The sequence below is a fragment of the Rhodococcus sp. MTM3W5.2 genome, from assembly GCF_001984015.1.
Lineage (GTDB): Bacteria > Actinomycetota > Actinomycetes > Mycobacteriales > Mycobacteriaceae > Rhodococcus_G > Rhodococcus_G oryzae.
The window spans coordinates 5121034-5145218 of the sequence record NZ_CP019572.1; the positions used below are offsets into that span (position 1 = coordinate 5121034).

20 protein-coding genes and 1 pseudogene are annotated in these 24185 nt (G+C 70.3%); 8 read left to right on the plus strand and 13 right to left on the minus strand.

The window, feature by feature from the left end; translation table 11 throughout:
- Positions 1 to 166: 166 nt before the first annotated feature.
- A complete protein-coding gene (locus BTZ20_RS23345; protein WP_223263483.1) occupies positions 167 to 1120 on the minus strand; it encodes a DUF6779 domain-containing protein in 954 nt (317 codons plus the stop codon).
- Between the two features lie 177 nt (positions 1121 to 1297).
- Between BTZ20_RS23345 and BTZ20_RS23350 the strand changes: the two genes are divergently transcribed.
- The gene (locus BTZ20_RS23350) at positions 1298 to 3613 is read left to right on the plus strand and encodes an ATP-binding protein (protein WP_077042990.1); all 2316 of its coding nucleotides are present in this window, start codon (positions 1298 to 1300) and stop codon (positions 3611 to 3613) included.
- A 7-nt stretch (positions 3614 to 3620) separates the two neighbouring features.
- Here the strand turns inward: BTZ20_RS23350 and BTZ20_RS23355 are convergent.
- The 6 genes and pseudogenes from BTZ20_RS23355 to ftsH all read right to left on the minus strand — a co-directional run bounded on the left by BTZ20_RS23355 (position 3621) and on the right by ftsH (position 8901).
- A pseudogene (locus tag BTZ20_RS23355) lies at positions 3621 to 4087 on the minus strand (DUF3180 domain-containing protein).
- A 16-nt stretch (positions 4088 to 4103) separates the two neighbouring features.
- Positions 4104 to 4610, minus strand: coding sequence for a 2-amino-4-hydroxy-6-hydroxymethyldihydropteridine diphosphokinase (folK, locus tag BTZ20_RS23360; RefSeq protein ID WP_077042991.1), 507 nt, complete (start codon positions 4608 to 4610; stop codon positions 4104 to 4106).
- The gene (gene folB, locus BTZ20_RS23365) at positions 4607 to 4981 is read right to left on the minus strand and encodes a dihydroneopterin aldolase (protein WP_077042992.1); all 375 of its coding nucleotides are present in this window, start codon (positions 4979 to 4981) and stop codon (positions 4607 to 4609) included. The genes folK and folB overlap by 4 nt, the downstream gene beginning before the upstream one ends.
- Positions 4974 to 5810 (minus strand): dihydropteroate synthase, encoded by an 837-nt coding sequence (gene folP / locus BTZ20_RS23370; RefSeq protein ID WP_077043927.1) that lies wholly within the window; start codon positions 5808 to 5810, stop codon positions 4974 to 4976. Before folP ends, folB begins: the two co-directional genes overlap by 8 nt.
- An 8-nt stretch (positions 5811 to 5818) precedes the next feature.
- Positions 5819 to 6508, minus strand: a complete 690-nt coding sequence (gene folE, locus BTZ20_RS23375) for a GTP cyclohydrolase I FolE (RefSeq protein ID WP_223263484.1) — start codon at positions 6506 to 6508, stop codon at positions 5819 to 5821.
- An 86-nt stretch (positions 6509 to 6594) separates the two neighbouring features.
- On the minus strand, positions 6595 to 8901 hold the full coding sequence (gene ftsH / locus BTZ20_RS23380; protein ID WP_077042994.1) for an ATP-dependent zinc metalloprotease FtsH: 2307 nt from the start codon (positions 8899 to 8901) through the stop codon (positions 6595 to 6597).
- Positions 8902 to 9145: 244 nt separating this feature from the next.
- Between ftsH and BTZ20_RS23385 the strand changes: the two genes are divergently transcribed.
- Complete coding sequence (locus BTZ20_RS23385; protein ID WP_077042995.1) at positions 9146 to 9778, plus strand: maleylpyruvate isomerase family mycothiol-dependent enzyme; 633 nt, start codon at positions 9146 to 9148, stop codon at positions 9776 to 9778.
- A gap of 33 nt (positions 9779 to 9811) precedes the next feature.
- Here BTZ20_RS23385 and BTZ20_RS23390 read toward each other — a convergent pair whose 3' ends face one another.
- A complete protein-coding gene (locus tag BTZ20_RS23390; RefSeq protein WP_077042996.1) occupies positions 9812 to 11179 on the minus strand; it encodes an amidase in 1368 nt (455 codons plus the stop codon).
- A 200-nt stretch (positions 11180 to 11379) separates the two neighbouring features.
- On the opposite strand from BTZ20_RS23390, the gene BTZ20_RS23395 reads away from it, so the two are divergent.
- The 6 genes from BTZ20_RS23395 to BTZ20_RS23420 all read left to right on the plus strand — a co-directional run bounded on the left by BTZ20_RS23395 (position 11380) and on the right by BTZ20_RS23420 (position 18652).
- Positions 11380 to 12396 carry an ATP-binding cassette domain-containing protein gene (locus tag BTZ20_RS23395; protein ID WP_077042997.1) on the plus strand — a complete coding sequence of 339 codons (1017 nt, stop codon included), beginning with the start codon at positions 11380 to 11382 and terminating at the stop codon, positions 12394 to 12396.
- An 11-nt stretch (positions 12397 to 12407) separates the two neighbouring features.
- Positions 12408 to 13196 (plus strand): ABC transporter permease, encoded by a 789-nt coding sequence (locus tag BTZ20_RS23400; protein ID WP_083742991.1) that lies wholly within the window; start codon positions 12408 to 12410, stop codon positions 13194 to 13196.
- The gene (locus tag BTZ20_RS23405; protein WP_083742811.1) at positions 13196 to 15169 is read left to right on the plus strand and encodes a serine/threonine-protein kinase; all 1974 of its coding nucleotides are present in this window, start codon (positions 13196 to 13198) and stop codon (positions 15167 to 15169) included. Before BTZ20_RS23400 ends, BTZ20_RS23405 begins: the two co-directional genes overlap by 1 nt.
- Before the next feature lie 62 nt (positions 15170 to 15231).
- Positions 15232 to 17526, plus strand: coding sequence for a serine/threonine-protein kinase (locus BTZ20_RS23410; protein WP_083742992.1), 2295 nt, complete (start codon positions 15232 to 15234; stop codon positions 17524 to 17526).
- A gap of 112 nt (positions 17527 to 17638) precedes the next feature.
- On the plus strand, positions 17639 to 18175 hold the full coding sequence (locus tag BTZ20_RS23415; RefSeq protein ID WP_077042999.1) for a DUF2231 domain-containing protein: 537 nt from the start codon (positions 17639 to 17641) through the stop codon (positions 18173 to 18175).
- 33 nt (positions 18176 to 18208) lie between these two features.
- Complete coding sequence (locus tag BTZ20_RS23420) at positions 18209 to 18652, plus strand: hypothetical protein (RefSeq protein WP_077043000.1); 444 nt, start codon at positions 18209 to 18211, stop codon at positions 18650 to 18652.
- A gap of 11 nt (positions 18653 to 18663) precedes the next feature.
- On the opposite strand, the gene BTZ20_RS23425 is transcribed toward BTZ20_RS23420, so the two are convergent.
- The 5 genes from BTZ20_RS23425 to dacB are packed head-to-tail and all read right to left on the minus strand — an operon-like array spanning position 18664 to position 24111.
- The gene (locus BTZ20_RS23425) at positions 18664 to 19998 is read right to left on the minus strand and encodes an amidase (protein WP_077043001.1); all 1335 of its coding nucleotides are present in this window, start codon (positions 19996 to 19998) and stop codon (positions 18664 to 18666) included.
- A gap of 17 nt (positions 19999 to 20015) precedes the next feature.
- Positions 20016 to 20570: a hypoxanthine phosphoribosyltransferase gene (hpt, locus tag BTZ20_RS23430; RefSeq protein WP_077043930.1), complete on the minus strand. Its 555-nt coding sequence runs from the start codon at positions 20568 to 20570 to the stop codon at positions 20016 to 20018.
- 51 nt (positions 20571 to 20621) lie between these two features.
- Positions 20622 to 21635, minus strand: coding sequence for a tRNA lysidine(34) synthetase TilS (tilS, locus tag BTZ20_RS23435; protein WP_077043002.1), 1014 nt, complete (start codon positions 21633 to 21635; stop codon positions 20622 to 20624).
- Positions 21632 to 22708, minus strand: coding sequence for a zinc-dependent metalloprotease (locus BTZ20_RS23440; RefSeq protein WP_077043003.1), 1077 nt, complete (start codon positions 22706 to 22708; stop codon positions 21632 to 21634). The genes tilS and BTZ20_RS23440 overlap by 4 nt, the downstream gene beginning before the upstream one ends.
- Positions 22693 to 24111: a D-alanyl-D-alanine carboxypeptidase/D-alanyl-D-alanine-endopeptidase gene (dacB, locus tag BTZ20_RS23445; RefSeq protein WP_083742812.1), complete on the minus strand. Its 1419-nt coding sequence runs from the start codon at positions 24109 to 24111 to the stop codon at positions 22693 to 22695. Before dacB ends, BTZ20_RS23440 begins: the two co-directional genes overlap by 16 nt.
- Positions 24112 to 24185 lie beyond the last annotated feature (74 nt).

A 24185-nucleotide genomic window follows, 5' to 3' on the forward strand; every position in this document is an offset into this window, starting at 1 on the left:
CAGTCCCGCAGGGCGGGTACCAGACGTTCACAGCGAGGATAGCCGCCGCGCCGGGACAGCCGCCATGGCGGAACAGAGTGATCTAGGGCACGCCCCCGGAGGGGATCCGCTCAGTCGCGGCGACGGCGACCGGACCTCTGCCCGTCCGTCTCGGGCTCCGCGGTCTTCATGTTCGCCATGATCTCGGCGACCGAGAGGCCCGTCGAGTGGGCCCCGGCGGGATCGGCCGCCTCGGCCTCGGCTGCCGGCTCCGCCTCGGCGGCGCGTCGCCGCGCCCTGCGGGACGAGACCTCGTCCGTCGGGGCCGGCTCGGGCGTCGGCGCCGGGCCCGGCTCGGGTACCGGGACGGGCTCGGGTTCGGGCAGCGGCGCGGGTTCCGGGGTGGGCGGCACCGGCTCGGGCACCGGGATCGGCGGCACCGGCGTGGGGGCGGCTGCGTCGCGGCGGGCTGTGGGGCCGGGCGCGGCGGGGGCGCCTGCCTCGGGATCGGGAACGCCGCTGCCGGAGCGGAGGGCTCCGGCTCGGGCTCCCCCACCACCATGACCTCGGCGGTGACCGGGTCGTCGTCCGGTGTGGCGAACGTCGGCCTCGCGCCCGGGGTGGCCGAGTACGCGGGGTCGGGGGTGAACGTCTTCGGCCGCGCCGGGCTCGCCAGCTCCGGGATCCGGGTGGCATCGGCCTGCAGCGCGACCCGGTCGACCGGCAGCCTGCCCTCGAACAACACCTCGAGGCTGCCGCGCAGCGCAGCCAACTCCGCCCGCAGGGCCGCGATCTCGGAGACATCGAGATCCGCCTCGCCGCGAACCTTGGCCTCGACGCCCATCTCGTACTCACGCCTTGCGGTGATCTCGCGCTCGAGCTGCAACTCGTACACGGTCTGCAGATCGCGCACCTTCGCCTTGTCGGCGGCCGATTCGCGGCGGTACTTGGTCATCGCGATGGCCGCGATGACCGCCGCCCAGAGGGCGACGACCAGGCCGACACGCAGCAATTGGACGCTGTTGCTGAAGATCATGAACAGGCTCGCGATCACCGCCAGCGCCACAAGCGCGGCGACGAACATCTGGCTCGTGCTGCGCTTGTACCGCCGAAGCGAGCCCGCGCGACCAGAAACCGTCATGCAGCCGAGGATAGCCGTCCGGACCGACCACCCGCCGTCACAACGGGCCGAGCCCGTGTCCGGCAGGAGCGGAATCGGTGGAATTCGGGAGGCACGTCCTGAGCTGAGACGACCCGGGGATGTGCGGCCGAACGGTACCGTAGCCAGAGGGGACCACGAGACGAGAGGGACGGTGCGATGCCGCCCGCCACCCGGGCCAAGGTCATCGGGAACCTACCCATCGAACCGACGAGCTTCGTCGGGCGTCGGCCCGAACTCGCCGAGGCAAAGCGGCTGCTCTCTGTTGCCCGATTGGTGACACTGACCGGGATCGGCGGCGTCGGGAAGACCCGTCTCGCACTACGGGTGGCGGAGGACTCGCGTCGGGCGTTCGAGGACGGGGTGTGGCTCGTCGAGTTCGGGGAGCTCCAAGACGAGGCGCTGGTACCCGACACCGTCGCCACCGCGTTGGGCCTCCGGGAACATCCGGCGCACCCGCCGCTGGTGCTGCTGACCGAGTACCTGTCCACCCGCACCCTGTTGTTGGTGCTGGACAACTGCGAGCACCTGATCGACGCGGTCGCGAAGCTCACGGATTCCCTCCTCCGGTCCTGCCCGGACCTGCGGATCCTCGCGACGAGCCGGGAACCGCTCGTCATCGGCGGCGAGGCGGTGCTGCGGGTGCCCGCGCTGACGGTCCCTGATGCCAGTCCGACGCCACAGGCCCTGGCAGGCTCCGAGGCGGTGACGCTGTTCGTCGAACGCGCCACCGCGGCGCTGCCCGGCTTCGCTCTCACCGAGGAGAACCTGGAGCCCGTCGCACAGATCTGTCGTCAGCTGGACGGGTTGCCGCTGCCGATCGAGTTGGCCGCGGTGCGCCTGCGGGCCATGACCGCGGAGCAGATCCTGGACCGGCTGACCGACCGGTACCGGTTGCTGACCACCGGCAATCGAGGCGCGCCGACACGACTGCAGTCACTGCAGATGAGCATCGACTGGAGCCACGAGCTGTGCACGGAGACCGAGCAGGTGCTCTGGCGCCGGCTCTCGGTGTTCGCGGGCAGCTTCGGGCTGGATGCGGCCGAAGGCGTCTGTGCTGGCGGGATGGTCGATCCGCGCGACCTGCTCGACGTGCTGGCCTCGCTGGTGGACAAGTCGATCCTGATCCGCGAGGAGGCCGGCGCCGCGGTGCGGTACCGGATGCTCGAAACCCTCCGCGAGTACGGGCGCGAGAAGCTGCACGAAGCGCACGAGTTCGATGACCTGCTCCGGCGGAACAGGGACTGGTACGAGGGGCTGGTGCTGGGAGCACGCTCCGAGTGGATCGGCCCCCGGCAGCCGGACCTGATGGTCCGTATAGCCAGGGAACAACCGAATCTGCGCGAGGCCATGCAGTTCAGTGCGACCGAGCCCGGCGAGGCGGACCACGCCCTGCGGATCGCCATCGCGCTGTTCCCGTTCTGGCTCTCCCGCGGGCTGCTCAGCGAGGGGCGATACTGGCTCGACCGCGCACTCGGCCTGCCAGGAGAGGTCCCGACCGCCCATCGGATCAAGGCGCTGTGCGCCGACTGCCTGCTCACCAGCAACCAGGGCGACATCGCCGCAGGGACGGCGCAGGCGGAGGAGGCGCTCCAGCTCGCCGACGATCTCGGTGATCCGGGCACCCGCGCCCTCGTGATGCACGCCGCCGGGTACCTGGCCGCCTTCAGCGGCGATCTCCCTCGCGCGGTTGCCTGCCTGGAAGAGGCCCTCGAGGTCTTCCGCACGCAGGGGAATCCCATCCGGCAGATCTCGACCCTGCTCGGGCTCGCCGTGGCGTACGGGTTGCTCGACGATGCCGCTCGGGCCATCGAGTACCAGGAACAGGCCCTCGCGATCAGCGAGGCCACCGGCGAGTTCGTCTACCGCGCCTACGCGGTCTGCGCCCTCGGGCTGGCGCTGTGGAAGACCGATCCGCAGCGGGCGGACGGGCTGCTCGAGAAGGGCCTGCGGCTCTCCCGTGAGGCCGACGACATGCTCGCGACCGCAATGTGTGTGGAGGCGAAGGCCTGGACCGCCATCGTCACGGACCGGGCCCGCCGTGCCGCGCTGCTGTTCGGCGCGGCACGGACCATGTGGCAGCGGGTGGGTAGCCCGGGAGCCGTGGTGCCGAAGCTGGAGTCGTACCACGAGGAGTGCGAGCTGCGGACCCGCCGGGCGCTGGGCGAGCAGGCTTTCGAGTCGGCTTTCCGCAGCGGCGAGCGCTGGACGGCGCAGGAGACGATCGCGTTCGCGCTCGGGGAGGACCTCGGCGAGGAGAATCCGGAGCCTGCGGGTGCTGCGACGGCCCTGACGCCACGCGAACTGCAGGTCGCCGAACTGGTCGCGCAGGGCCTGACCAACAAGGCCATCGCCGCCAAGCTGGTGATCGCGCAGCGGACGGCGCAGGGACACGTCGAGCATGTGCTGGCGAAGCTGGGATTCAACTCCCGCACGCAGATCGCCGCATGGGTCGTCGAGCGCCAATCCGGCTGAGCCGCCGCTAGACGGCTGGCTCGTCCGGCGGTTCGTCCGGGGCCTTGCAGCAGTGCTCGAGCCAGAGCGCCGCGGCGACCAGCGCCACGCCCGCGACCAGACCGACAACGGTGCCCGAGGTGTCGTCGGAGGCCGCCTGAACCGTCGAGCGCTGCGGCAGCAGATACAGGAGCAAACCGAGCCAGACACCTGAGGTGGCGGCCCCCACCAGTGCCGATGCCTTGGCCAGCGCCACTGCCCGCGCCGCGGTGATGGGGTGCAGCTGGCGCGGGCCCTGACCGAGCTGATGCCCCCTGACCCGCGACCGGATCATGAAGGCGACGCCCACCTCGATGGCGGCGACGGGATAGAGCGAGGCGCCGGCGAACAGCGGGATCGGCGGCAGCGAACCGTAGAAGGCGCGAACCAGGAGCCAGGTTGCGATGGCCGCAAAGGCCCGAGTCCCAGCAGGTCCCGGATCCGGGTCGTCGACATCACCGGCGCACCACCGTCACGGCCGCACCAACCTGAGCTCGGTCCGCCGCACCCCGTCGCGCTCGGTGGCGTCGAGGTCGCCGAGCAGCTCTCCGGCGGGCACCCTCGCTCCGCGCACGGTCAGCGTGGCATCGGGGTCGATCTCCAGCCACGGGGCGAGCACGAACGCCCGCTCGTGGGCCCTCGGATGGGGCAACGTCAGTTCCGGGTCCGCACTGACGATGCCGTCACAGTCGACCACGTCCACGTCGAGGCTGCGCGGACCCCAACGCTGTTCGCGCACCCGGTCCGCGGCGGCCTCCAGCTCCTGCCCGAACCGCAGCCAGCCGCGGCAGTCCAGCTCGGGATCGTCGACGATCAGCGTCGCGTTGAGAAAATCCTGCTGCTCGACCCCGCCCCACGGCGCGGTCGCGTACACCCCCGACGCCGCGACCAGGCGATCGCCGAGCGCGTCGACGACGGACCGCAGGTTCTCGAGCGGTTCGCCGAGATTCGACCCGATGGAGAGCACCGCGCGACTCATCCGCGCAGGCCCTTGCGGGAACGGCGCGCCACGACGGCGACGTCGACGAAGGTCAGCGGGATCGGTGCCGACGGCTTGTGGACCGTCACCTCCACCGCGTTCACCCGATCGTCGGTCAGCACCGCGTCGGCGATCTCCCCTGCCACCGTCTCGATGAGGTCGCGCGAGGGGCCCGCCACGATCGCGGCAGCCGTCTCGGCGAGCTCGCCGTAGTGCATCGTGTCGGCGAGATCGTCCGAGGCCGCCGCGGGCGCGAGGTCCATCCACACCGTGACGTCGACGACGAAGTCCTGGCCGTCCCGCTTCTCGTGCTCGAAGACGCCGTGATTGCCGCGGACCCGCAACCCGCGCAACTCGATTCGATCAGCCATCGTGCTTCTCCTCAGCCGCGCTCCACGCGTTCACCACCGCGATCGCGTCGAGGGATCCCCGTGCGTCGTGCACCCGCACTCCCCATGCGCCGCCGCGCGCGGCGAGGGCCGAGACGACAGCCGTCGCGACCTCACGCCCGTCGGGCGCACGGTCGCCGTGTTCATCCGCGAGCAGGCTGCCGAGGAAGCGCTTGCGGGAGGCCCCGATCAGCACAGGGAAACCCAGCGCGTTGAGCCGCGGCAGCGCGCCGAGCAGCGCCCAGTTGTGTTCGGCGGTCTTCGCGAACCCGAGCCCGGGATCGAGGATCAGCCGGCTCGGATCGACGCCGGCACGAACCGCGAGGTCGACCTGGGTCAGCAGTTCTTCACCGACCTCCGCCACCACGTCGTCGTAGTGTTCCACCCCGCCTGCGTGCACGTATTCGCCCGCGGAGCGCCAGTGCATCAGGATCCAGGGCAGGCCAGCGTCGGCCATCACCGCGGCCATCGCCGGATCGGCGCGGCCACCGGAGACGTCGTTGACGATCGTGGCCCCCGCCTCGATCGCGGCCGCGGCCACCGAGGCACGCATCGTGTCGACGCTGACCGTGATCTTCTCGGCCGCCAGGGCCGCGATCACCGGACGGATGCGCTCGGCCTCGACCACCGGATCCACCCGCGCCGCACCGGGCCGGGTCGATTCGCCGCCCACGTCCACGATGTCCACGCCCAGCCGGCTCAGCTCGAGGCCGTGCTCGATCGCGGCGTCCTGGTCCAGGTAGCGGCCGCCGTCCGAGAACGAGTCGCTGGTGACGTTCAGAACACCCATCACCACGCAGCGGCCCGGCATCGGCACCGTCACTTGCGCAGGATCAGGTCCAGAGCCTCGGAACGCGAGGCGGCACTCGACTGCAGCAGACCGCGCACGGCGGAGGTGGTGGTGCTGGCACCCGGCTTCCTGATGCCGCGCATCGCCATACACAGGTGCTCGGCCTCCACCACGACGATGACCCCGCGGGGATCGAGCTTGCGCACCATCGCGTCGGCGATCTGACTGGTCAACCGCTCCTGCACCTGCGGACGCTTCGCGTACAGGTCGACCAGTCGCGCGAGCTTCGAGAGCCCGGTGACCCGGCCGGTGGAGCCCGGGATGTATCCGACGTGTGCGACGCCGTGGAACGACACCAGGTGATGCTCGCAGGTCGAGTACATCGGGATGTCGCGGACCAGCACCAGTTCCTGGTGTCCCTCGTCGAAGGTGGTGTTGAGCACCGAATCCGGATCCGTGTAGAGGCCCGCGAAGACCTCCCGGTACGCCCTGGCCACCCGGGCGGGGGTGTCGAGCAGACCCGGCCGATCCGGGTTCTCGCCGACCGCGATCAGCAGTTCACGAATCGCGGCCTCGGCGCGCGGCTGGTCGAAGACCCGCCCGGTCTCGACGCACTCGAGCGGCGCCGCGGCGCCACGCTCAGGGGACTCCGCTGCGTCGCGTTCCTGTGACGTCGATGCGTCACGGGAATTCGCACCACCGAGTTGATTGACCGACACGCGACCGAACCTCCACTCTCGCCGACCGTTACCCACCGACCACGCCGGTGCGACGCGATCAGTGGGTAAGCCTAGTTACCGCCGGACTACTGCTGGCCGTTCGGCCCTTCCCAGCGCTCGGTTGCCGGCCCGCTCTCGTCTTCGGGCTTCTGCGGCGGACTCCACTGCGGATACCCGCCGTACGGGTTCTGCGGGTTCTGGGCGTGCTGCTGCGGCTGCTGCTGGTGCTCGCCCGCATCCCGCGGCGGCCAACCGGGCGCCGACCAACCGGCAGGCGCACCGTAGTCCGGCATCGTGCCGTGCTGAGGCTGCTGCTGCCGCGGGTCCGGGTACGGCTGGTAGCCGCCGCCATTCGGAGCAGGCATCGGGTAGCCGTTCTGCGGACCCGGGACCGGAGCGGTGGGGGGAACCGTCTCGCGGGGCTTGCTGAAGGTCGGCTGCCGCACCGAGTCGTCGGGCAACGGCTCACCGCGCTCGATCGCCAGCTCACGCGGCGTCTTCACCGGCGGCTTGTCGGACGGCGTCCGACCACCGAAGTCGTTGAACGCGGTGATCCGGGGTCGCTTCTCCACACTCGAGAAGATCTGCTCCAGATCCTTGCGGGTGAGGGTCTCGCGCTCGAGCAGCTCGGTGGCCACCACGTCCAGCAGGTCGCGGTGCTCGTTGAGGATCGCCCATGCCTCGGTGTGCGCGGCCTCGATGAGGTTGCGCACCTCCTCGTCGATCTCCCTTGCGACCTCGTGTGAGTACTCGGAGCTCACCCCCATCGACCGGCCGAGGAACGGATCGCCCTGCTCCTGCCCGTAGCGGACCGCACCCAGCTTGGCGCTCATGCCGTACTCGGTGACCATCGCGCGGGCGATCTTGGTGGCCTGGTCGATATCGGACGAGGCACCGGTGGTCGGCTCGTGGAAGACGAGCTCCTCGGCGGCGCGGCCGCCCATCGCCATCACCAGCCGGGCGATCATCTCCGAGCGGGTCATCAGGCCCTTGTCGTCCTCGGGCACCGTCATGGCGTGTCCGCCGGTGCGACCGCGAGCCAGGATGGTGACCTTGTAGATCGGCTCGATGTCCGGCATCGCCCATGCGGCCAGGGTGTGTCCGCCCTCGTGGTACGCGGTGATCTTCTTCTCGTGCTCGCTGATGATCCTGCTCTTGCGGCGCGGGCCGCCGATGACGCGGTCGACCGACTCCTCGAGCGCCGCCTCCGTGATCAGGGCGCCGTTCTCGCGGGCGGTCAGGAGCGCGGCCTCGTTGATGACGTTCGCCAGGTCCGCGCCCGACATGCCGACGGTCCGCTTGGCCAGGCCCTCGAGATCCGCGTGCTGATCGAGCGGCTTCCCCTGCGAATGCACCTTGAGGATCGCCCGGCGGCCCGCCAGGTCCGGGTTGCTCACCGGGATCTGCCGGTCGAACCGGCCCGGACGCAGCAGCGCCGGGTCGAGGATGTCGGGACGGTTGGTCGCGGCGATCAGGATGATGCCGGTGCGGTCGCCGAAGCCGTCCATCTCGACCAGCAGCTGGTTGAGGGTCTGCTCGCGCTCGTCGTGCCCGCCGCCGAGGCCGGCGCCACGCTGACGGCCGACCGCGTCGATCTCGTCGACGAAGATGATGCAGGGGCTGTTCTGCTTGGCCTGTTCGAACAGGTCGCGCACCCGGGATGCGCCGACACCGACGAACATCTCGACGAAGTCCGAGCCCGAGATGGTGAAGAACGGCACTCCGGCCTCACCCGCGACGGCCCTCGCGAGCAGCGTCTTACCGGTTCCTGGCGGGCCGTAGAGCAGGACGCCCTTCGGGATCTTCGCACCAAGCGCCTGGTAGCGGGCCGGGTTCTGCAGGAAGTCCTTGATCTCGTACAGCTCTTCGACGGCCTCATCGGCGCCTGCCACATCCGCGAACGTGGTCTTGGGCATGTCCTTGGTGAGCTGCTTGGCCTTCGACTTCCCGAAGCCCATCACGCCGCCGCGGCCACCGCCCTGCATCCGTCCCATCACGAAGACGAACAGGCCGAGCAGGATCACCATCGGCAGCACGAACAGCAGGATCGAGGTCAGCCAGCTCTCCTGGCTCACCTTGGTGTTGTACTTCTCCACGCCCGCGTTCTGGACTGCGGTGAAGATCTGCTCGGAGGCCGCACTCGGGTACTTCGCGAGGATCTGGTTCGAGTTGTCGGTCGCGTCGTTGCCCTGCTTCAGGGTGAGGCGGAGCTGTTGCTCGCGGTCGTCGATCTGCGCATCGGTGACGTTCTTCGCGTCGAGTTGGGCGATGGCCACCGAGGTGTCGACGTTCTTGTACCCGCGGGTGTCGTTACCGAAATAGCTGAACGCGTAAATGATCAGCAGGATGCCGGCGACAATCGCCAGGTTGCGAAACACAGTCTTGCGATTCATACAGGTTCAGCCTCTGCAGGCCAGTCCTTTCCAGTTCCGGTCGAGCACAGTGCGCCGGGTTCCGGCTGCTCACCGGAGGTTCAAGGTTACCGCGACCGCCGCGAGCAGTGTCCGTTAGCGCGGGCATCGGCGCGGAGCAGCTGTCGCAGCGGCTTCTGCCAAGTAGAACGCGCGGGCACAGCGGATGGTTCCGTGAGCCCCGCCACCGCGAGCGGCCGAATCCGGATGTCGATACGCTGCGGCCATGACGCTGCCGTATCCCGAGGTCCTGGCGGAGATCGAGCGCTCGCAGGCGCGACTGGAATCCTCGGTCGCCGACCTGTCGGACGAGCAGGCCAGGGGCGACTCGCTGCTGCCCGGCTGGAGCCGAGGTCACGTCGTCACGCACCTCGCGCGCAACGGCGACGCATTGAACCGGCTTGCCGTCGGCGTGTTGTCCGGGACCCGGCCCGAGATGTACCCAGGCGGGCGGGAGGCACGGGGCGCCGCCATCGAGGAGGGCGCGGACCGCCCCGTCGAGCTGCTGGACGCCGACCTGCGATTCGCCGGGCGACGGGTGATCGAATCACTGCGGAAGATCGGGCCAGACCAGCTCGACACCCCGGTGTCGTGGCGCAAGCCCACCGCCGCGCGCGGCATCCCGGTGCTCCGCTGGTGCGAGCTCGAGATCCATCACGTCGACCTCGGCACCGGATACATCGCCCCGAACTGGCCCGACGCGTTCGTCGAGGAGATCCTGACGCGGGATCTTCCCGAACTCGCCGAGGCGGCGCCCGAGGTCGTACCGCCGGACCTGCCCCGGGCCGAGCTGCTGGCCTGGCTGGTCGGCAGGCCGACGCGCGCCGGGCTACCCGAGCTGCCCGCCTGGCCGTTCTGACCCGCGGCCCTCACGCCGCCGCGTCCGCGGCCGTCACATCACCGCGACTTTCGGCCAGGGCTGCAGCGCCTCCAGCTGCGCGGCCACCGCCAGGATCCGCGCCTCCCCGCCGGGCGGCGCCGCGATCTGCACACCCAGCGGGGTTCCGGACTCGGGGTGCATTCCCACCGGCACGGACACGGCAGGCCAGCCGACCAGGTTCCAGACCGGGGTGAACGGTGCGAAACGCACGGCCGCCAGGACGTTCGACGGCCAGGACCGGTCGCTCCAGCCGTGCGCCTCCATCGGCGGCCTGGCCAGCGTCGGTGTCAGCACCACGTCGAAATCCGCGAAGAACGCACGCATCGCGGCCTCCATCTTGTCCACCTGCCCGGGTCGGACGAGCCTTCGCATGGCGTGCCCGACCGCGATGTGCGTCCGCGTGCGCGCCTGCAGCAGCGTGTGGTCGAGCCCCTCGGCATAGGCGGCCGTGCCGGCCGTCCAGCGAGACACCAAGGGAATCGGGTTCTTCGGGTACGGCAGCTTCGCGGCCGTGACCGTGTGCCCGGCATCACCGAGCACCCGTGCGGTTCGCTCGGCCCCCTCCTTCCAGTGCCGGTCCACCGGCGTCAAAGGACTCGGCGAGCCAGCCGCCACCGCGACGCGCAGTCGCCCCGGATCGGCGGGCTCCGCCAGCTCCGGCCGGTCCGCCATCACCGACAACAGCAGGGCGGCGTCCTCGACCGTCGTCGTGAGCGGACCGTTCTCCGCCATCCCGAACCAGTTCTCGCCCAGCTCGCGAGGCACCAGACCGCTGCCGGGTTTGATGCCGACCAACCCGCAGGCGGCGGCCGGGATCCGGATCGAGCCGAGACAGTCCGATCCGTGTGCCACCGGCACCATCCCGGCGGCCACCGAGGCGCCCGCGCCGCCGGACGACCCACCCGCGGTCAGCTCGTGATTCCACGGGTTCTTGACGATCGAGTCGTGCGAATCGGTCGACGGCCACACACACAGCTCGGACAGCCTGGTCAGTGCCACCGGAACCGCGCCTGCCCGACGCAGCCGATCGAGCACGGGATGGTCCCCGGTCGAGGCCTCCGCAACGGTGGTCGCGGAACCGTTTCCCAGCGGATGCCCGACGATCGGGATGTTGTCCTTGATCGCGATGGGCACGCCCGCCAAGGGCAACGCCGACAGGTCCGGTCGCCCGGCCAGGGCCGCGGCCTCGGCACGGGCCTGCTCGCCGCGCACGATCACGAACGAGTCCAGCTCGGGATCACGTTCGGAGATCCGGCTCAACGCTCCCTCGACCGCGTCGATCGGCGACAGCACGCCCGAGCGCACCCGTGCTGCGATCGCGGCAGCGGTGAATTCGAGTTGGACGCCGGTGAACAGGGCGCCCACCGAAGGGTTGGACATACGCAATAACCGCCTCACCTGGTTGGTCACTCGATCCTCCTGCCTCGCGAGACCCGTCGCCAGGCACCCATGGGTTGCGATCGGCCACCCATGGAGGATTACGAAGACCCTGGTATAGAGCGAAAACGGTTGCTGCCGCCGGACCGGAGTGCGATCGTTGCATGGCAAGCCCCAACCATCCACGTCACGCGGAGGTAGGCATGGCTGATGCAATCGTGGCCGAGGGACTGGTCAAGCGGTACGGCAAGGTCGTCGCCCTCGACGGGCTCGACCTCGCGGTGCCCGAGGCCACCGTTCTCGCGCTACTCGGCCCCAACGGCGCCGGAAAGACGACGGCGGTGCGCGTGTTCACGACGCTGCTCGAACCCGACGAGGGCCACGCCACCGTCGACGGACTGGACGTGGTCGCCGACGCCAAGGAGTTGCGTTCCCAGATCGGTGCCTCCGGCCAGTACGCGGCGGTGGACGAGTACCTGACCGGCTTCGAGAACCTGGAGATGGTCGGGCGCCTGTACCACCTCGGCACCAAGTTCAGCAGGGACCGGGCGCGCGAGCTACTGGAGCAGTTCGACCTCGTCGAGGCCGCCGACCGCCCGGTCAAGGGGTATTCCGGCGGCATGCGCCGCCGTCTCGACCTGGCCGGGGCGCTGGTCGCGAACCCGCCGGTGCTGTTCCTCGACGAGCCGACGACCGGGCTCGACCCCAGGGCGCGGCTCGGCCTATGGGACGTCATCGACGAACTCGTCTCAGGCGGCACCACGCTGCTGCTGACCAGCCAGTACATGGACGAGGCGGACCGACTCGCCGATTCCATCGCCGTGGTCGACCACGGCAGGGTGATCGCGAGAGGCACCTCGGACGAGCTCAAGGACCAGGTCGGCGGGGAGCGGATCGAGCTCGCCCTCGACCCGGGTGCCAGCCTCGACGACGCGCGGGCGGCACTGACCGCGATGGCCGACGGCGAAATCCAGGTGGATCAGCACGCGCGCCGGATCACCGTTCCCGTGGCCGACGGGTCGAGCGCCCTCGTCGCCGCCCTCGGCAGCCTTGCGGGGCGGAACGTGACGGTCACCGACGTCGCCCTGCGCAGACCCACCCTCGACGACGTGTTCCTCGCGCTGACCGGCCACCAGGCCGAGCAGGCGGGGAACGGAGCCGACGAGGCCGATGTCGGCAACCAGAGCAGCGAGGGTCGGCACCGGGAGCGTGCGTCGTGAACGGGCTGGAGATGGCGGTCCGCGACGGGGCGACGATCGCCAAACGAAACGTCATCAAGATCAGGCGGGTGCCGGACCTGCTGATCTTCACGACGCTGTCACCGATCATGTTCGTGTTGCTGTTCGCGTACGTCTTCGGCAGCTCCATCGAGGTGCCGGGGATGTCGTACAAGGAGTTCCTGATCGCGGGCATCTTCACCCAGTCGGTCATCTTCGGCGCCACATGGACCGGACTCGGGCTCGCCGAGGACATCCAGAAGGGGTTCATCGACCGGTTCCGGTCGCTGCCGATGGCCCAGTCGGCGGTGCTCGTCGGGCGCACCACCAGTGACGTGCTGATCAACGTCGTGAGCCTGGTCGTGATGTCGCTGGCCGGACTGGCGGTGGGCTGGCGGATCCACACCTCCCTGCTCGAGGCCGCGGCCGCCTATGTGTTGCTGCTGCTGTTCGCCTACGCCCTGTCCTGGGTGATGGCCGTTGTGGGGCTGTGGATCCGCACTCCGGAGGTCTACAGCAACGCCAGCTTCATGGTGATCTTCCCGCTGTCGTTCATCGCGAACACCTTCGTCCCCACCACGAATCTGCCCCCGGTGCTCAAGGTCATCGCCGAGTGGAACCCCGTCTCGGCGGTGACACAGGCGGTCCGCGAACTGTTCGGCAACACCAATCCAGCGCTCGTGGTACCGGACGTGTGGCCCCTGCAGAACCCGGTGGTGGCCTCCCTCGCCTGGATCGTCGGGATTCTCGTGGTGTTCGTGCCGTTCGCGATCCATCGTTACAAGAAGGCGGTCAGTCGCTGATGGACCCGACCGTTCGGTCGACGCCCGAGGCGACGGTCGCGGCGGACTCGACGGGTGATTCCTACCCGCGCATCCTGTCCCCCGAGCGGATCGACGACGAACTCTCGTCGTCGCTCGGTCCGAGCGAGGCGGTCGGCGACATCGACGTCGACGTCGGACAACGCATCGACGACTTCGACCTGCTCATGAGGCTCGGCCGCGGCGCCTTCGCCCGGGTGTTCCTCGCCCGGCAACGCTCGATGCACCGGCTGGTCGCGGTGAAGGTCTCGCGCGACCACGGCACCGAACCGCAGACGATGGCCCAGCTCGACCACGACTACATCGTCCGGGTCTTCGACCAGCGGCAACTCGAGGGCCTCGGGGTGAAACTGCTCTACATGCAGTACGTCCCCGGCGGCACCCTGCTCGCCGTGTTGCGGCGGATCCGGAAGGCACCGCAGGAGCCACGAGGTGGCCAGGTGCTGCTGGACGCGATCGACAGTGAACTCGAGGCCAAGGGCGAGATCAGGCCAACCGACTCCAGCGTGCGGGCCGAGATCGCCGCCCTGTCCTGGCCGGAGACGATCGCCTGGCTGGGCAGGCGCCTCGCCGAGGCGCTCGACCACGCGAGCAGGCACGGCGTGATCCACCGCGACATCAAGCCGGCGAACGTGCTGCTCACCGCGGAGGGGGTCCCCAAACTCACGGATTTCAACATCAGCTTCAGCAACCGCCTCGACGGAATGAGTCCGGTCGCGTACTTCGGCGGCTCACTGGCATACATGTCGCCGGAGCAACTGGCGGCGCGGCACCCGAACAAGCCCGGGACCGCCGCCGACCTCGACACCCGCAGCGACATCTTCGCGCTCGGCGTCATGCTGTGGGAGCTGCTGACCGGCAAACGCCCGTTCCGCGACGCGATCGACGCCGACGAGTCGGATGCGTCGCTCGGCACCATGCTGGATCTGCGCAGACATCGGGTCGGCCAGCAGATCCAGGCCGAGCTGCCACCCGACTGCCCGGCCACCCTGCGCCGCGTACTGCTGACCTGCCTCGAACCCGACCCGCGGGACCGCTGGCCCACGGGCGCGGATCTGGCCCAGCAGTTCGAGCTGTGCCTGGATCCGCAAGCCCGCGACCTGGTCGATCCGCCGCACGGCAGCTGGCGGCTGCGGCTGCGCCCGTGGGCGGTACCGATCATCGTGGCCGGGATCCTGGTGCCCAACGCCTTGGCTGGCCTCTACAACTACACGCACAACCGCACGCTGATCGTCAGCAAGCTGTCCCTGGCGGCGCAGGACCATTTCGGGCAGATCCAGCTGGTCATCACCGTGATCACCTTCCCGCTGATGGCGGTGCTGCTGGCCTCCCTGTGCCGGCGCCCCATCCGGGTGTCGCGGGCGCTGGCGCGCGGCCACGTCTTCGACGCCAGGACCCTCGGCCGGGCACGGACCGACGCCCTGCTGCTCGGCGACCGGGTGGTGGTCGTCTTCTTTGCGGCCTGGTGGGTCGCGACCGCCGTCAACCTGATCCTGCTGCACGTCGCGGGCGGGACGATCCAGCTGGGGGCGTACCTGCACTTCCTCGCCTCGACCGTGGTGTGCGGCGCCATCGCGGTGGCCTACCCGTTCTTCCTGGTGACCTTCTACGTCGTGCGCTGCGTGTACCCGGTGTTGCTGCCGCCGGGCATCATCAGCGGCATCGACGCCGGGCTGCTGCGGGGGCTGGAGCGGCGCAGCACCCGCTACCTGGCCGTCGCCGCCTCCATCCCGTTGGTGGCGATCGCCGGGGCGACGTTCCTGCCCGCCGAAGAGCTGGGGGCGGTCGTCGTGCCAATCCGGGTGCTCTGTCTTGGCGCGATCGTCGCGTTCGTCGGGGCCTACTGGATGTTCCGGCAGCTCGAGCAGGACCTGCACGCCCTCGAACGAGTGGTGTCGGGCGAACCCGGTCCCGCATTGAGCCTCCGCGCTCACACCCCAGCGGCGCTATCCTGACGAGGGGCTTCCCTCACGACATCGAGCGCCGCAGGCGCACGAGACAGTCCGAGGTTTTCGTGATGAAACGGACCATTCGACCAGCACCGGACCCTACGGTCGCGGCGCAATCCTCGCCGGACTCGACGGTCGCGGCGCAGTCATCGCTGGACTCGACGGTCGCGGCGCAGTCCCCGGTCGCCCGTTTCACGGCCCAGTGGGAGACGACCGGCACTCCCCCGAATCTCGCGGACTACCTCCCTGAGCGGGTGGACCAGCGGCGCGACTCGTTGATCGAACTGATCAGGGTCGACCTACGGTACCGATGGCTGGATTACGAGAAGCCCAAGCGCCTGGCCGCCTACCGCGAAGAGTTCCCCGAACTGAAGTCCGAGCCGTTGCCTCCCGAGCTGATCGACGAGGAGTTCCGCCTACGGCGCCAGAGCGGGCTCACCGTGGAGGCCAGCGACTACTCGCGGGACTTTCCGGAGGAGTCCCAGGTGATCGAGCAATCGCCGATTCCCGGCGACGAGAAGTCCACGCTGATCGCGAAGCCCGCCGCGGAGACGGCGCTCGACGACATCGATGTCGGCCAGCGGGTGGACGACTTCGACCTGCTGATGGGTCTGGGACGGGGCGCGTTCGCCCGGGTCTTCCTCGCCCGTCAACTCTCGATGCAACGCCTGGTCGCGGTGAAGATGTCCCACGATCACGGCACCGAACCGCAGACACTGGCCCAACTCGACCACGACTACATCGTCCGGGTCTTCGACCAGCGCGTCCTCGACGAACACAAGCTGAAACTGCTCTACATGCAGTACGTCCCCGGGGGCACCCTGCTCGGGGTGCTGCGGCGGGTCCAGGCGACACCGCCCGAGGACCGCACCGGGCAACTGCTGCTGGACGTGATCGACGATGCGCTCGAGGCCAAGGGCGAGATCCGGCCTGCGGACTCCAGCGTCCGGCCCGAGATCGCGTCCCTTAGCTGGCCGGAGACCGTCGCGTGGCTGGGCCGCCGACTGGCCGAGGCACTCGACTACGCGGGCAAACACGGTGTGCTGCACCGCGACATCAAGCCGGCAAACGTGCTGCTCACCGCCGACGGCGTGCCGAAGCTCGCCGACTTCAACATCAGCTTCAGCGACACCGTGGCGGGCACGAGCCCCGTCGCGTACTTCGGCGGGTCCCTGGCCTACATGTCGCCCGAACAACTCGAGGCCTGCCATCCGGGCCTGCCTGGCACGGCGAGCGACCTCGACACCCGCAGCGACATCTTCGGGCTCGGGGTGATGCTGTGGGAGTTGCTCACGGGCACGCGCCCCTTCGACGACTCCGCGGTGGGCGGCCAGTCGGAGAAGTCGCTGGAACGGATGCTGGCGATCCGCGAGCGCGGCGTCGACGCGGAGGCACAGGCCCAGCTGCCGTCCGACTGCCCCGCCGCCCTGAAGCGGGTGCTGCTGACCTGCCTCGCACCGGACCCGAGCAGCCGGTGGTCGACGGGCGCTGAGCTGGCCCAGCAGTTCGAACTGTGCCTGGACCCGCGGGCAAGGGACCTCGTCGACCCCGATCCGCGGAGCTGGCGGATGCGGCTGCGACGCTGGGTGGTCCCGATCACCGTGGTGGCGATGCTGGTGCCGAACGTGCTGGCGGGTGTCTACAACTACCACCACAACAAATCGCTGATCATCAGCAACCTGGCGCTGGAGGCCCAGCAGAAGTTCGAGCAGATCCAATCCGCGATCAACATGATCGCGTACCCGATCGGCATCGTCGTGGTGGTGTACCTGAGCCGCTATCCGATGAGGATGCCGCGCGGGTTGCGCAAGGGCCGCATCTACGACAAGCAGACCCTGGCGAAGGCGCGGTCCGACACCCTGCTGCTCGCCGACCGGGCAGTGCTCGTCATCTTCAGCATGTGGGCCGTGGCCGGGATCGCGTATCCGATCACCCTGCGGGTCGTCGCGGGCGAGATCCCCGCGAGCACCTACATACATTTCATCGGCTCGCTGATCGTGTGCGGGGCGATCGCGGTCGCGTACCCGTTCTTCCTGGTGACCTTCTACCTGATGCGGTGCATCTATCCGATGATGCTGCCGCAGGGCATCACCAGCAGCGACGACGCCCGCAAACTGCGCGGGCTCAGCAGGCGCAGCGTCCGCTACCTGGCGCTGGCCGCCTCGGTGCCGCTGGTCGGGGTGGCAGGGGTGACGTTCCTGTCCTCCGACGAGATCACCTCCGTGATCGTGGCCGTCCGCGTTTTGTGCGTCGGGGCCATTGCCGCCTTCATCGTCGTGTACTGGCTGTTCCGGCTGCTGGAAAAGGACCTGCGCGCGCTGGAGCGGGTCGTCTCGCACGAACCGGCGACCCGGTCCGCATGACCCGCGCGGCTATGAGGTCGTAGCCGAATTCGTCAGGCCTCGCGTCTTGACCGACAGGTGAGCGAGGAACAGGCTGATAGATGAACCTGCGGTCCAGTGGGTCGGTGAATGCATGTCTGAGCAAGCAGATCACGGAAAGCGCCCGGTGAGCGCGGTACTCGCGGGGCCGTATGGCCATCCGTTCCACCCGATCCTGGTGACGCTGCCGATCGGTGCATGGGTCAGCAGCCTGGTGTTCGACGTCTCTTCTCGAATCGTCGGGGATCCGGGTTTCCTGACCAAGGGGTCGGTGTGGCTCATCGCGATCGGCCTGCTCGGCGCGCTGGCCGCGGCGACGATCGGCGTCCTCGACCTCATGGCCATCCCCACGGGGACCCCTGCGTTCCGGACCGGTGTGGCGCACATGTCGCTGAACCTCGCGGTGACCGCCTCGTATGCGGTGAACCTCGTGTGGCGCCACACCGACTACGGAACCCCGGACGCAGTGGACATCGGCCGGCTCGCGCTCTCCGCGGTGTCACTGGCCGGGTTGGCCACCGCGGGCTATCTCGGCGGCCGGCTCGTCTTTCGCGATGGGGTACGGGTCGCGGACGAAGCGACCCAAGCCGCCGCATTCGAGCAGCGTTCCCTGCCGGGCCGGCACCCATAGACCTGATCCGTCCACCACTGCCTAGGAGATGACATGGGTATCGCAGCTCTCGTGACCTGGCTGCTGACTGCCGCAGGCGGCTTCTACCTACTCGCGACCTGGATCGCCAAAGGCGGTGTGCGGCAACCGCGGAACAGCCACTTCCCTCCCGCCGTGATCTTCGGACACTTCGTTCTTGCCGTGATCGGACTGGTCGTGTGGATCGTGTATCTCGTCGTCGACGAGGACGCCCTCGCGTGGACCGCCTTCGTGCTGCTTGTCCCGGTTGCGCTCCTCGGTTTCGCGATGCTGATCCGCTGGATTCCCGTCTACCGTGCGGCCGGGGTTGGCGCCGGGAACGGCGGGTCTTCGGCGCCGGGCACGGCCCCGAACGGGGTGCCGGAGAAACACTTCCCGGTGGCCGCCGTCGCCGGACACGGGACCTTCGCTGTCGTCACCGTCGTCCTGGTGCTGCTGACGGCCCTCGGCGTGGGCTGACGCGGCGCCCGTCAGACCGGCGCCGTACGCTCCCACGGCCGCAGGCGCTCCAGCTGCGCTGCCACCGACAGGATCAGCGCCTCCCCACCGGGCGGGGCCGCGATCTGCACACCAAGCGGGGTGCCCGACTCCGGATGGATCCCCACCGGCACGCTCGCCGCGGGCCAGCCGACCAGGTTCCACAGCGACGGGAACGGGGCATAGCGGATGTTGGCCGCGAGGTTGGACAGCCAGGACTTCTCGCTCCAGCGCAGCGCCTCGATCGGGGAACGGGCCAGCGTCGGGGTGATCACCACGTCGGCGTCGGCGAAGACCCTGCGCAACGCGGCGTCCACCTTCCGCACCTGCGCGGGGTCGACGAATCGGGTCACCACGCGTCCGACGGCGACGTGCCTGCGGGTCCGCGGCTGCAGCAACGCCGGATCGAGTCCGGCCGCGTCGGTCGCGGCACCCCCCATCCAGCGCGCCAGGATCACCAGAGGGTTCGACGGATAGGGCAGCCGAACCGACGCGAGGTGGTGGCCTGCCCCGCCCAGCACCGCGGCCGCGCTCTCCGCGCCTGCCCGCCAGTACGGATCGACCCGCACCAGGGGAAGCGGCGAACCGGTTGCCACCCCGATCCGCAGCGGACCGGGCTCGGCTACGGTCGCCAGCTCGGGTCGGTCCGCCATCACCGACAGCATCAGCGCCGCGTCCTCGACCGTCGTCGCCAGCGGGCCGTTCTCGGCCATCCCGAACCAGGAGTCGACCCCCAGTTCGGCGGGCACGACCCCCAGGCCGGGCTTGATGCCGACCAGCCCGCAGCAGGCGGCGGGGATCCGGATCGAGCCCATCCCGTCCGCCCCGTGCGCCGCGGGCACCATGCCGGCCGCGATCGCGGCGGCCGAACCGCCGGAGGAACCGCCGGTCGTCCGGCCGGGGTTCCACGGGTTCCTGGTGATGGCGTCCGGGGTGTCGGTGCTCCCCCACAGGCACAGCTCCGGCACCGCGGTGAGACCGACAACGACCGCCCCTGCCGCACGCAGGCGCGCGACCACCGGATGATCCGCGGGCGAGGGCTCGCGGGAGCTCGCCCTCGAGCCGTTGCCCAGGGGATGTCCCGCCACAGGGACGTTGTCCTTGACCGCGATCGGGACACCTGCCAGCGGCAGCGCCGCGAGGTCGGAGCGCTCTGCGACCGCGTCGGCCTCGGCCAGGGCCTGCTCGGCGCGGACCGTGACGAACGCGCCCAGCCCCGGATCCCGCTCGGCGATCCGGGCCAGGGCCGCCTGGACGGCGTCGCGGGGAGTCAGCGCGCCGGAGCGCACCTGCGCGGCGATGGCAGCGGCGGTCAGATCCGTGGACATGCCACGAGTATGGCCCGTCAGCCGCCGTAGACCGTGGGTTCGAGCGTTCCGATGTACGGCAGGTCGCGGTACCGCTCGGCGTAGTCGAGGCCGTAGCCGACGACGAACTCGTCGGGGATGTCGAAGCCGACGTTCGCGACCTCCACGTCCACCTTGATGGCGTCCGGCTTGCGGAGCAGGGTGACCACCTCGAGCGAGGCGGGGTTGCGGGTGCGTAGGTTGCGCATCAGCCAGGAGAGCGTGAGACCGGAGTCGATGATGTCCTCGACGATCAGCACGTGCCGTCCGGCGATGTCCTTGTCCAGGTCCTTGAGGATCCGGACGACACCGGACGAGGAGGTCGACGAGCCGTAGGAGCTCACGGCCATGAACTCCATCTGGGTCGGGATCGGCAACGCCCTCGCCAGGTCGGTCATGAAGAAGACCGCGCCCTTGAGGACGCCGACGAGCAGCAGGTCGCCCTCAGGCGCGCCGACCGGATAGCGCTCGGCGATGATCCCCGCCAATTCGGTGATCTTGTCCTGGATCTGTTCCTCGGAAATCAACACCGATGCGATGTCGCCTTCGTACACGGCGCGAATCCCTTCGTTTCGACTGACCTGGTCATGGACGGAACTGTTCATTCACCGGTCCGGGCCGATCGCTGTCAGCCCGAGCGTTAGCCTGCCATGCCGTCGCGACAGCACCAACCTGGCTCCCGGACGACCCCCGCCGATCGCGACGCCGCCCTGCCCGCGCCACCGCCCGATCAGGTCGTCCGCGGCCCGCAGCTGCCGGTCGGTCAGGTCCCTCGCGCCGTTCCCCAGCAGCCACAGACGCAGTGCCCTGCGCCGCACCGCCGGGTGGATGTCGACCAGCTCGGCCACGTCCAGCCCGCCCACCGCGTCGGCTGTGTCGACCCCGCCCGACCCGGCGTCGGCGAGCACCCGGACCGCGATCGCATCGAGCACCTCGCCGTCCTCGCGCAGCTGGTCGGCGGTTCGGGCAAGCGCCTGCGCCACACCGCCGCCGAGGATCTGTTCGAGCAGCGGCAACGCCTCCGAGCGCAACCGCACCCGAGTGAACTCGGGACTGAGGTTGTGCGGATCCCGATACGGCTCGAGCTCGAGCTCCTCGCAGGCCTTGGCCGTGACGCCGCGGCGCACCGTGAGCAGCGGCCGACCCCATGGCGCGTCGAAGTCGCGCATCCCGGCGAGCGAGCGCGGTCCCGAGCCACGCGCCAGCCCGAGCAGGACCGTCTCCGCCTGATCGTCGAGGGTGTGCCCGAGCAGGACGGGCCGGTCGGCCCGTGCGGCGCCGAGCGCCTCGTACCGGGCGCGGCGGGCGGCGGCCTCCAGCCCCCCGTCGCGGTCGACGCTCACTGTCAGCACCCGCGCCGAGGCGCAGCCGAGTGCCAGGGCGCGAGCGGCGGCCTGCTCGGCCACCGCGCCCGAGCCCTCCTGCAGCCGGTGGTCGACCACGAGGGCGTGCGCAGGCCCGGCCTCGGCGACGGCGGCGGCGGTCAGCGCCAGCGAGTCGGCCCCACCGGACAGCGCCACCGCGACACCCGTGCCGGTGCCGTGCGCGACGACCCAGCGCCGAACGGCGTGCCGCACCTCCAGCAACGCCGGTCCCTCGGGCAACGGCGGCCGGTTCATGCCAGGACCCGGGCGATCCAGCTCTCGGGGTCGTCGATCTCGGCGAGCAGCGGCAGGGTGTCGGGTCCGGTCCAGATCGCGTTGAACTCGGCCATCCCGACCCGGCCGACGACGGCGTCGACGAAGGCCTTGCCCCGCACGTACTGGGCCATCTTGGCGTCCATCCCGAGCAGCGCGCGGACCAGCCGTTGCAGCGGGTTCACCTGCCGGGCGCGGCGGCGGTCGAACGCCCGCCGGATCGCCACCACCGACGGGACGACCGCGGGCCCGACGGCGTCCATCACGTGGTCCGCGTGCCCCTCCAGCAGCGTGCCGAGCATCAGCAACCGGTCGAGGGCCGCCCGCTGCGACTCCGTCTGGGTGGCGCGCAGCAGCCCGAGCACACCGCGGTCCTCGGGCGCGGCATCGTCGCCCCTGCGCTGGCGGAGCACCGTGGTGAGCCTGCCGAGCAGCTCGGCGACGGACTCGTCGCCGCCCTCACCGATCGAACCGACGTTGTCCCGCATGTATCCGGCCAGCCAGGGCGAGGAGGAGAACTGGACCCGATGGGTGACCTCGTGCAGGCACACCCACATCCGGAAGTCGCTCGGGACCACCTTCAACGCCCTCTCGACGCTGACCACGTTGGGCGCAACCAGCAGCAGCGTGCCGTGCTCGCCGGTGAAGGGGTCGTACTGGCCGAGGATCGCCGAGGACAGGAACGCGAGCATCGCACCCGCCTGCAGCCCGGCGGGCACACCGCCGAGCAGGCCGCGGTCGGTGACCGCGTCGTCGCCGGTGAGGTTGGCCATCGATCGGGCCGCGGCGCGGACCCAGCCGGCCCGGTCCACGACCTGCGCCTCCGGGACGGGCAGCCCGTCGGCCAGGCCCGTGACGTCCCGGACCGGTCCCTCCGCGCGGATGGAGGCCGCCGACAGCTCCGCGACCGCCGCCTCCGCGGAGTATCTCGTGGTGCTCGGGCCGGGCTTGGTCAGCCGCACCCCGGTTCGGGAAGCCAGGTCCCAGTCGACGACGCCGGCGAATCCGCCGGATCGTGGAGAGTTCGCCGCCTCGCGGCTCACAGGCACCCGCAGGATCGCAGGGCAGACGCGATCGCGTCGAGGGCGGGGCGACTGACCTCCGGCGGCCGGTCATTGGACATCAGCGCGAAGGTCAGCACCCGGTTGTCGACGTCGGTGACGTAGCCGACGAGCGCGCTCGCATTGGACAGCGTCCCGGTCTTGGCCCGGACCCATCCGGCGCCGCGGCGATCGCCCGAGGCGTAGCGGTCGGACAGCGTCCCGGTGGCCCCGGCCACCGGCAGGTAGTCCAGCATCGGCCGCAGCCGCTGGTCGGCGTCGCCGGCGGCGTCGGTGAGCGCCTGGTCCAGCAGCCGCGCCGGGATGCGGTTGTCCACGGAGAGCCCGCTGGCGTCGTGCAGCGTCATCCCGTTGGTGTCGATGCCCGCGGAGTCGAGGGTCTGGCCGATCGCGGTGACCGCGCCCGCGAACGAGGGTTCGGTCCCGACCGCGATGGCGATCTCCCGACCGATGGCCTCGGCGAGCACGTTGTCCGAATGGCCCATCATCTGGCCGAGTCGGTCACGCAGGGCGGCGGATTCGACGGACGCCAGCGGCGCCGCGCCCGGCGGCGCGATCCCGGGGGCGACCTTGGCGGGGTCGACGCCGAGTGCGGCGGCCAGCGCGCGGCCCGTGTCCAGGGACGCGGTCGCGGTGCGGGGCGACTCGTCCTCGAGCGGGTTGAGCCGCCCGCCGTCGAGCATCAGCGACTCGATGGGCGCGATGTAGCCGGCTCCGATGTCCGCGGGGAACCAGCCCTGTGCCATGGTCGGCCCGGCAAACGCGCTCGTGTCCACCACGATGTTGTCCACCGGTGCCCCAGCGCCCCGGATCTGGGCGGCCAGATCCTCCACGCGCGGCGCGCCCGGGTAGAAGCCGGGCTGGCCGGCCGGCTGCGCGGTGAGGGTGGGATCGCCGCCGCCGATCAACACGATCTGGCCGGGCACGGCGCCCTGCACCACCCTGGTGGCCACCCGGTGCTCCGGGGGCAGTGCGAGCAACGCCGCCGCCGCGGTGGCGACCTTGGTCGTCGACGCCGGGGTCATCGGAACCTCGGGACGCTGGCTCCAGAGCACGGTTCCGGTCGCCGCGTCGGACACGGCGCCGGTGAAGTTGCCGAGACCGGGGTCGGCCAACGCGGCACCGAGAGCGGCGGCGAGGGCAGCGGGATTCGGCACCGGGGCGTCCGTCGGCACCGGCGCGACCTTGGGGTCGGGCAGGATCGGCGGCGGCTCCGGCATGGTGGTGGTCGCCGCGTCGGCGGAAGAATCGCCGTCGAATCGCTGGCCGGCGAATACCGCAGCGCCCGCGCCCACGACGAGGACCAGCCCCGCGGACAGGAGGAGCCGGACCCGCTTGCGCCGTCGCGCCGCCAAGGACCCCAGCTTTCGGTCCTTGGATCCGAGCTTTGCCAACACCCCTCCGTTTGTTTTCCGGCCCGCCGCTGCGCCGCAGGTCCGTCTATTACCTCCACATTATCCCGGACCGGCTA

What these genes read in the sequence shown, in the direction of transcription:
- BTZ20_RS23420 (WP_077043000.1), top strand. Translation starts at nt 18,209, where the DNA reads ATGGGTATCGCAGCTCTCGTGACCTGGCTGCTGACTGCCGCAGGCGGC.
- folB (WP_077042992.1), bottom strand. Translation starts at nt 4,981, where the DNA reads ATGGCTGATCGAATCGAGTTGCGCGGGTTGCGGGTCCGCGGCAATCAC.
- ftsH (WP_077042994.1), bottom strand. Translation starts at nt 8,901, where the DNA reads ATGAATCGCAAGACTGTGTTTCGCAACCTGGCGATTGTCGCCGGCATC.
- BTZ20_RS23410 (WP_083742992.1), top strand. Translation starts at nt 15,232, where the DNA reads ATGAAACGGACCATTCGACCAGCACCGGACCCTACGGTCGCGGCGCAA.
- folP (WP_077043927.1), bottom strand. Translation starts at nt 5,810, where the DNA reads ATGCCGGGCCGCTGCGTGGTGATGGGTGTTCTGAACGTCACCAGCGAC.
- BTZ20_RS23415 (WP_077042999.1), top strand. Translation starts at nt 17,639, where the DNA reads ATGTCTGAGCAAGCAGATCACGGAAAGCGCCCGGTGAGCGCGGTACTC.
- BTZ20_RS23425 (WP_077043001.1), bottom strand. Translation starts at nt 19,998, where the DNA reads ATGTCCACGGATCTGACCGCCGCTGCCATCGCCGCGCAGGTGCGCTCC.
- BTZ20_RS23345 (WP_223263483.1), bottom strand. Translation starts at nt 1,120, where the DNA reads ATGACGGTTTCTGGTCGCGCGGGCTCGCTTCGGCGGTACAAGCGCAGC.
- BTZ20_RS23385 (WP_077042995.1), top strand. Translation starts at nt 9,146, where the DNA reads ATGACGCTGCCGTATCCCGAGGTCCTGGCGGAGATCGAGCGCTCGCAG.
- BTZ20_RS23395 (WP_077042997.1), top strand. Translation starts at nt 11,380, where the DNA reads ATGGCTGATGCAATCGTGGCCGAGGGACTGGTCAAGCGGTACGGCAAG.
- BTZ20_RS23390 (WP_077042996.1), bottom strand. Translation starts at nt 11,179, where the DNA reads ATGTCCAACCCTTCGGTGGGCGCCCTGTTCACCGGCGTCCAACTCGAA.
- BTZ20_RS23405 (WP_083742811.1), top strand. Translation starts at nt 13,196, where the DNA reads ATGGACCCGACCGTTCGGTCGACGCCCGAGGCGACGGTCGCGGCGGAC.
- BTZ20_RS23400 (WP_083742991.1), top strand. Translation starts at nt 12,408, where the DNA reads ATGGCGGTCCGCGACGGGGCGACGATCGCCAAACGAAACGTCATCAAG.
- BTZ20_RS23350 (WP_077042990.1), top strand. Translation starts at nt 1,298, where the DNA reads ATGCCGCCCGCCACCCGGGCCAAGGTCATCGGGAACCTACCCATCGAA.
- tilS (WP_077043002.1), bottom strand. Translation starts at nt 21,635, where the DNA reads ATGAACCGGCCGCCGTTGCCCGAGGGACCGGCGTTGCTGGAGGTGCGG.
- folK (WP_077042991.1), bottom strand. Translation starts at nt 4,610, where the DNA reads ATGAGTCGCGCGGTGCTCTCCATCGGGTCGAATCTCGGCGAACCGCTC.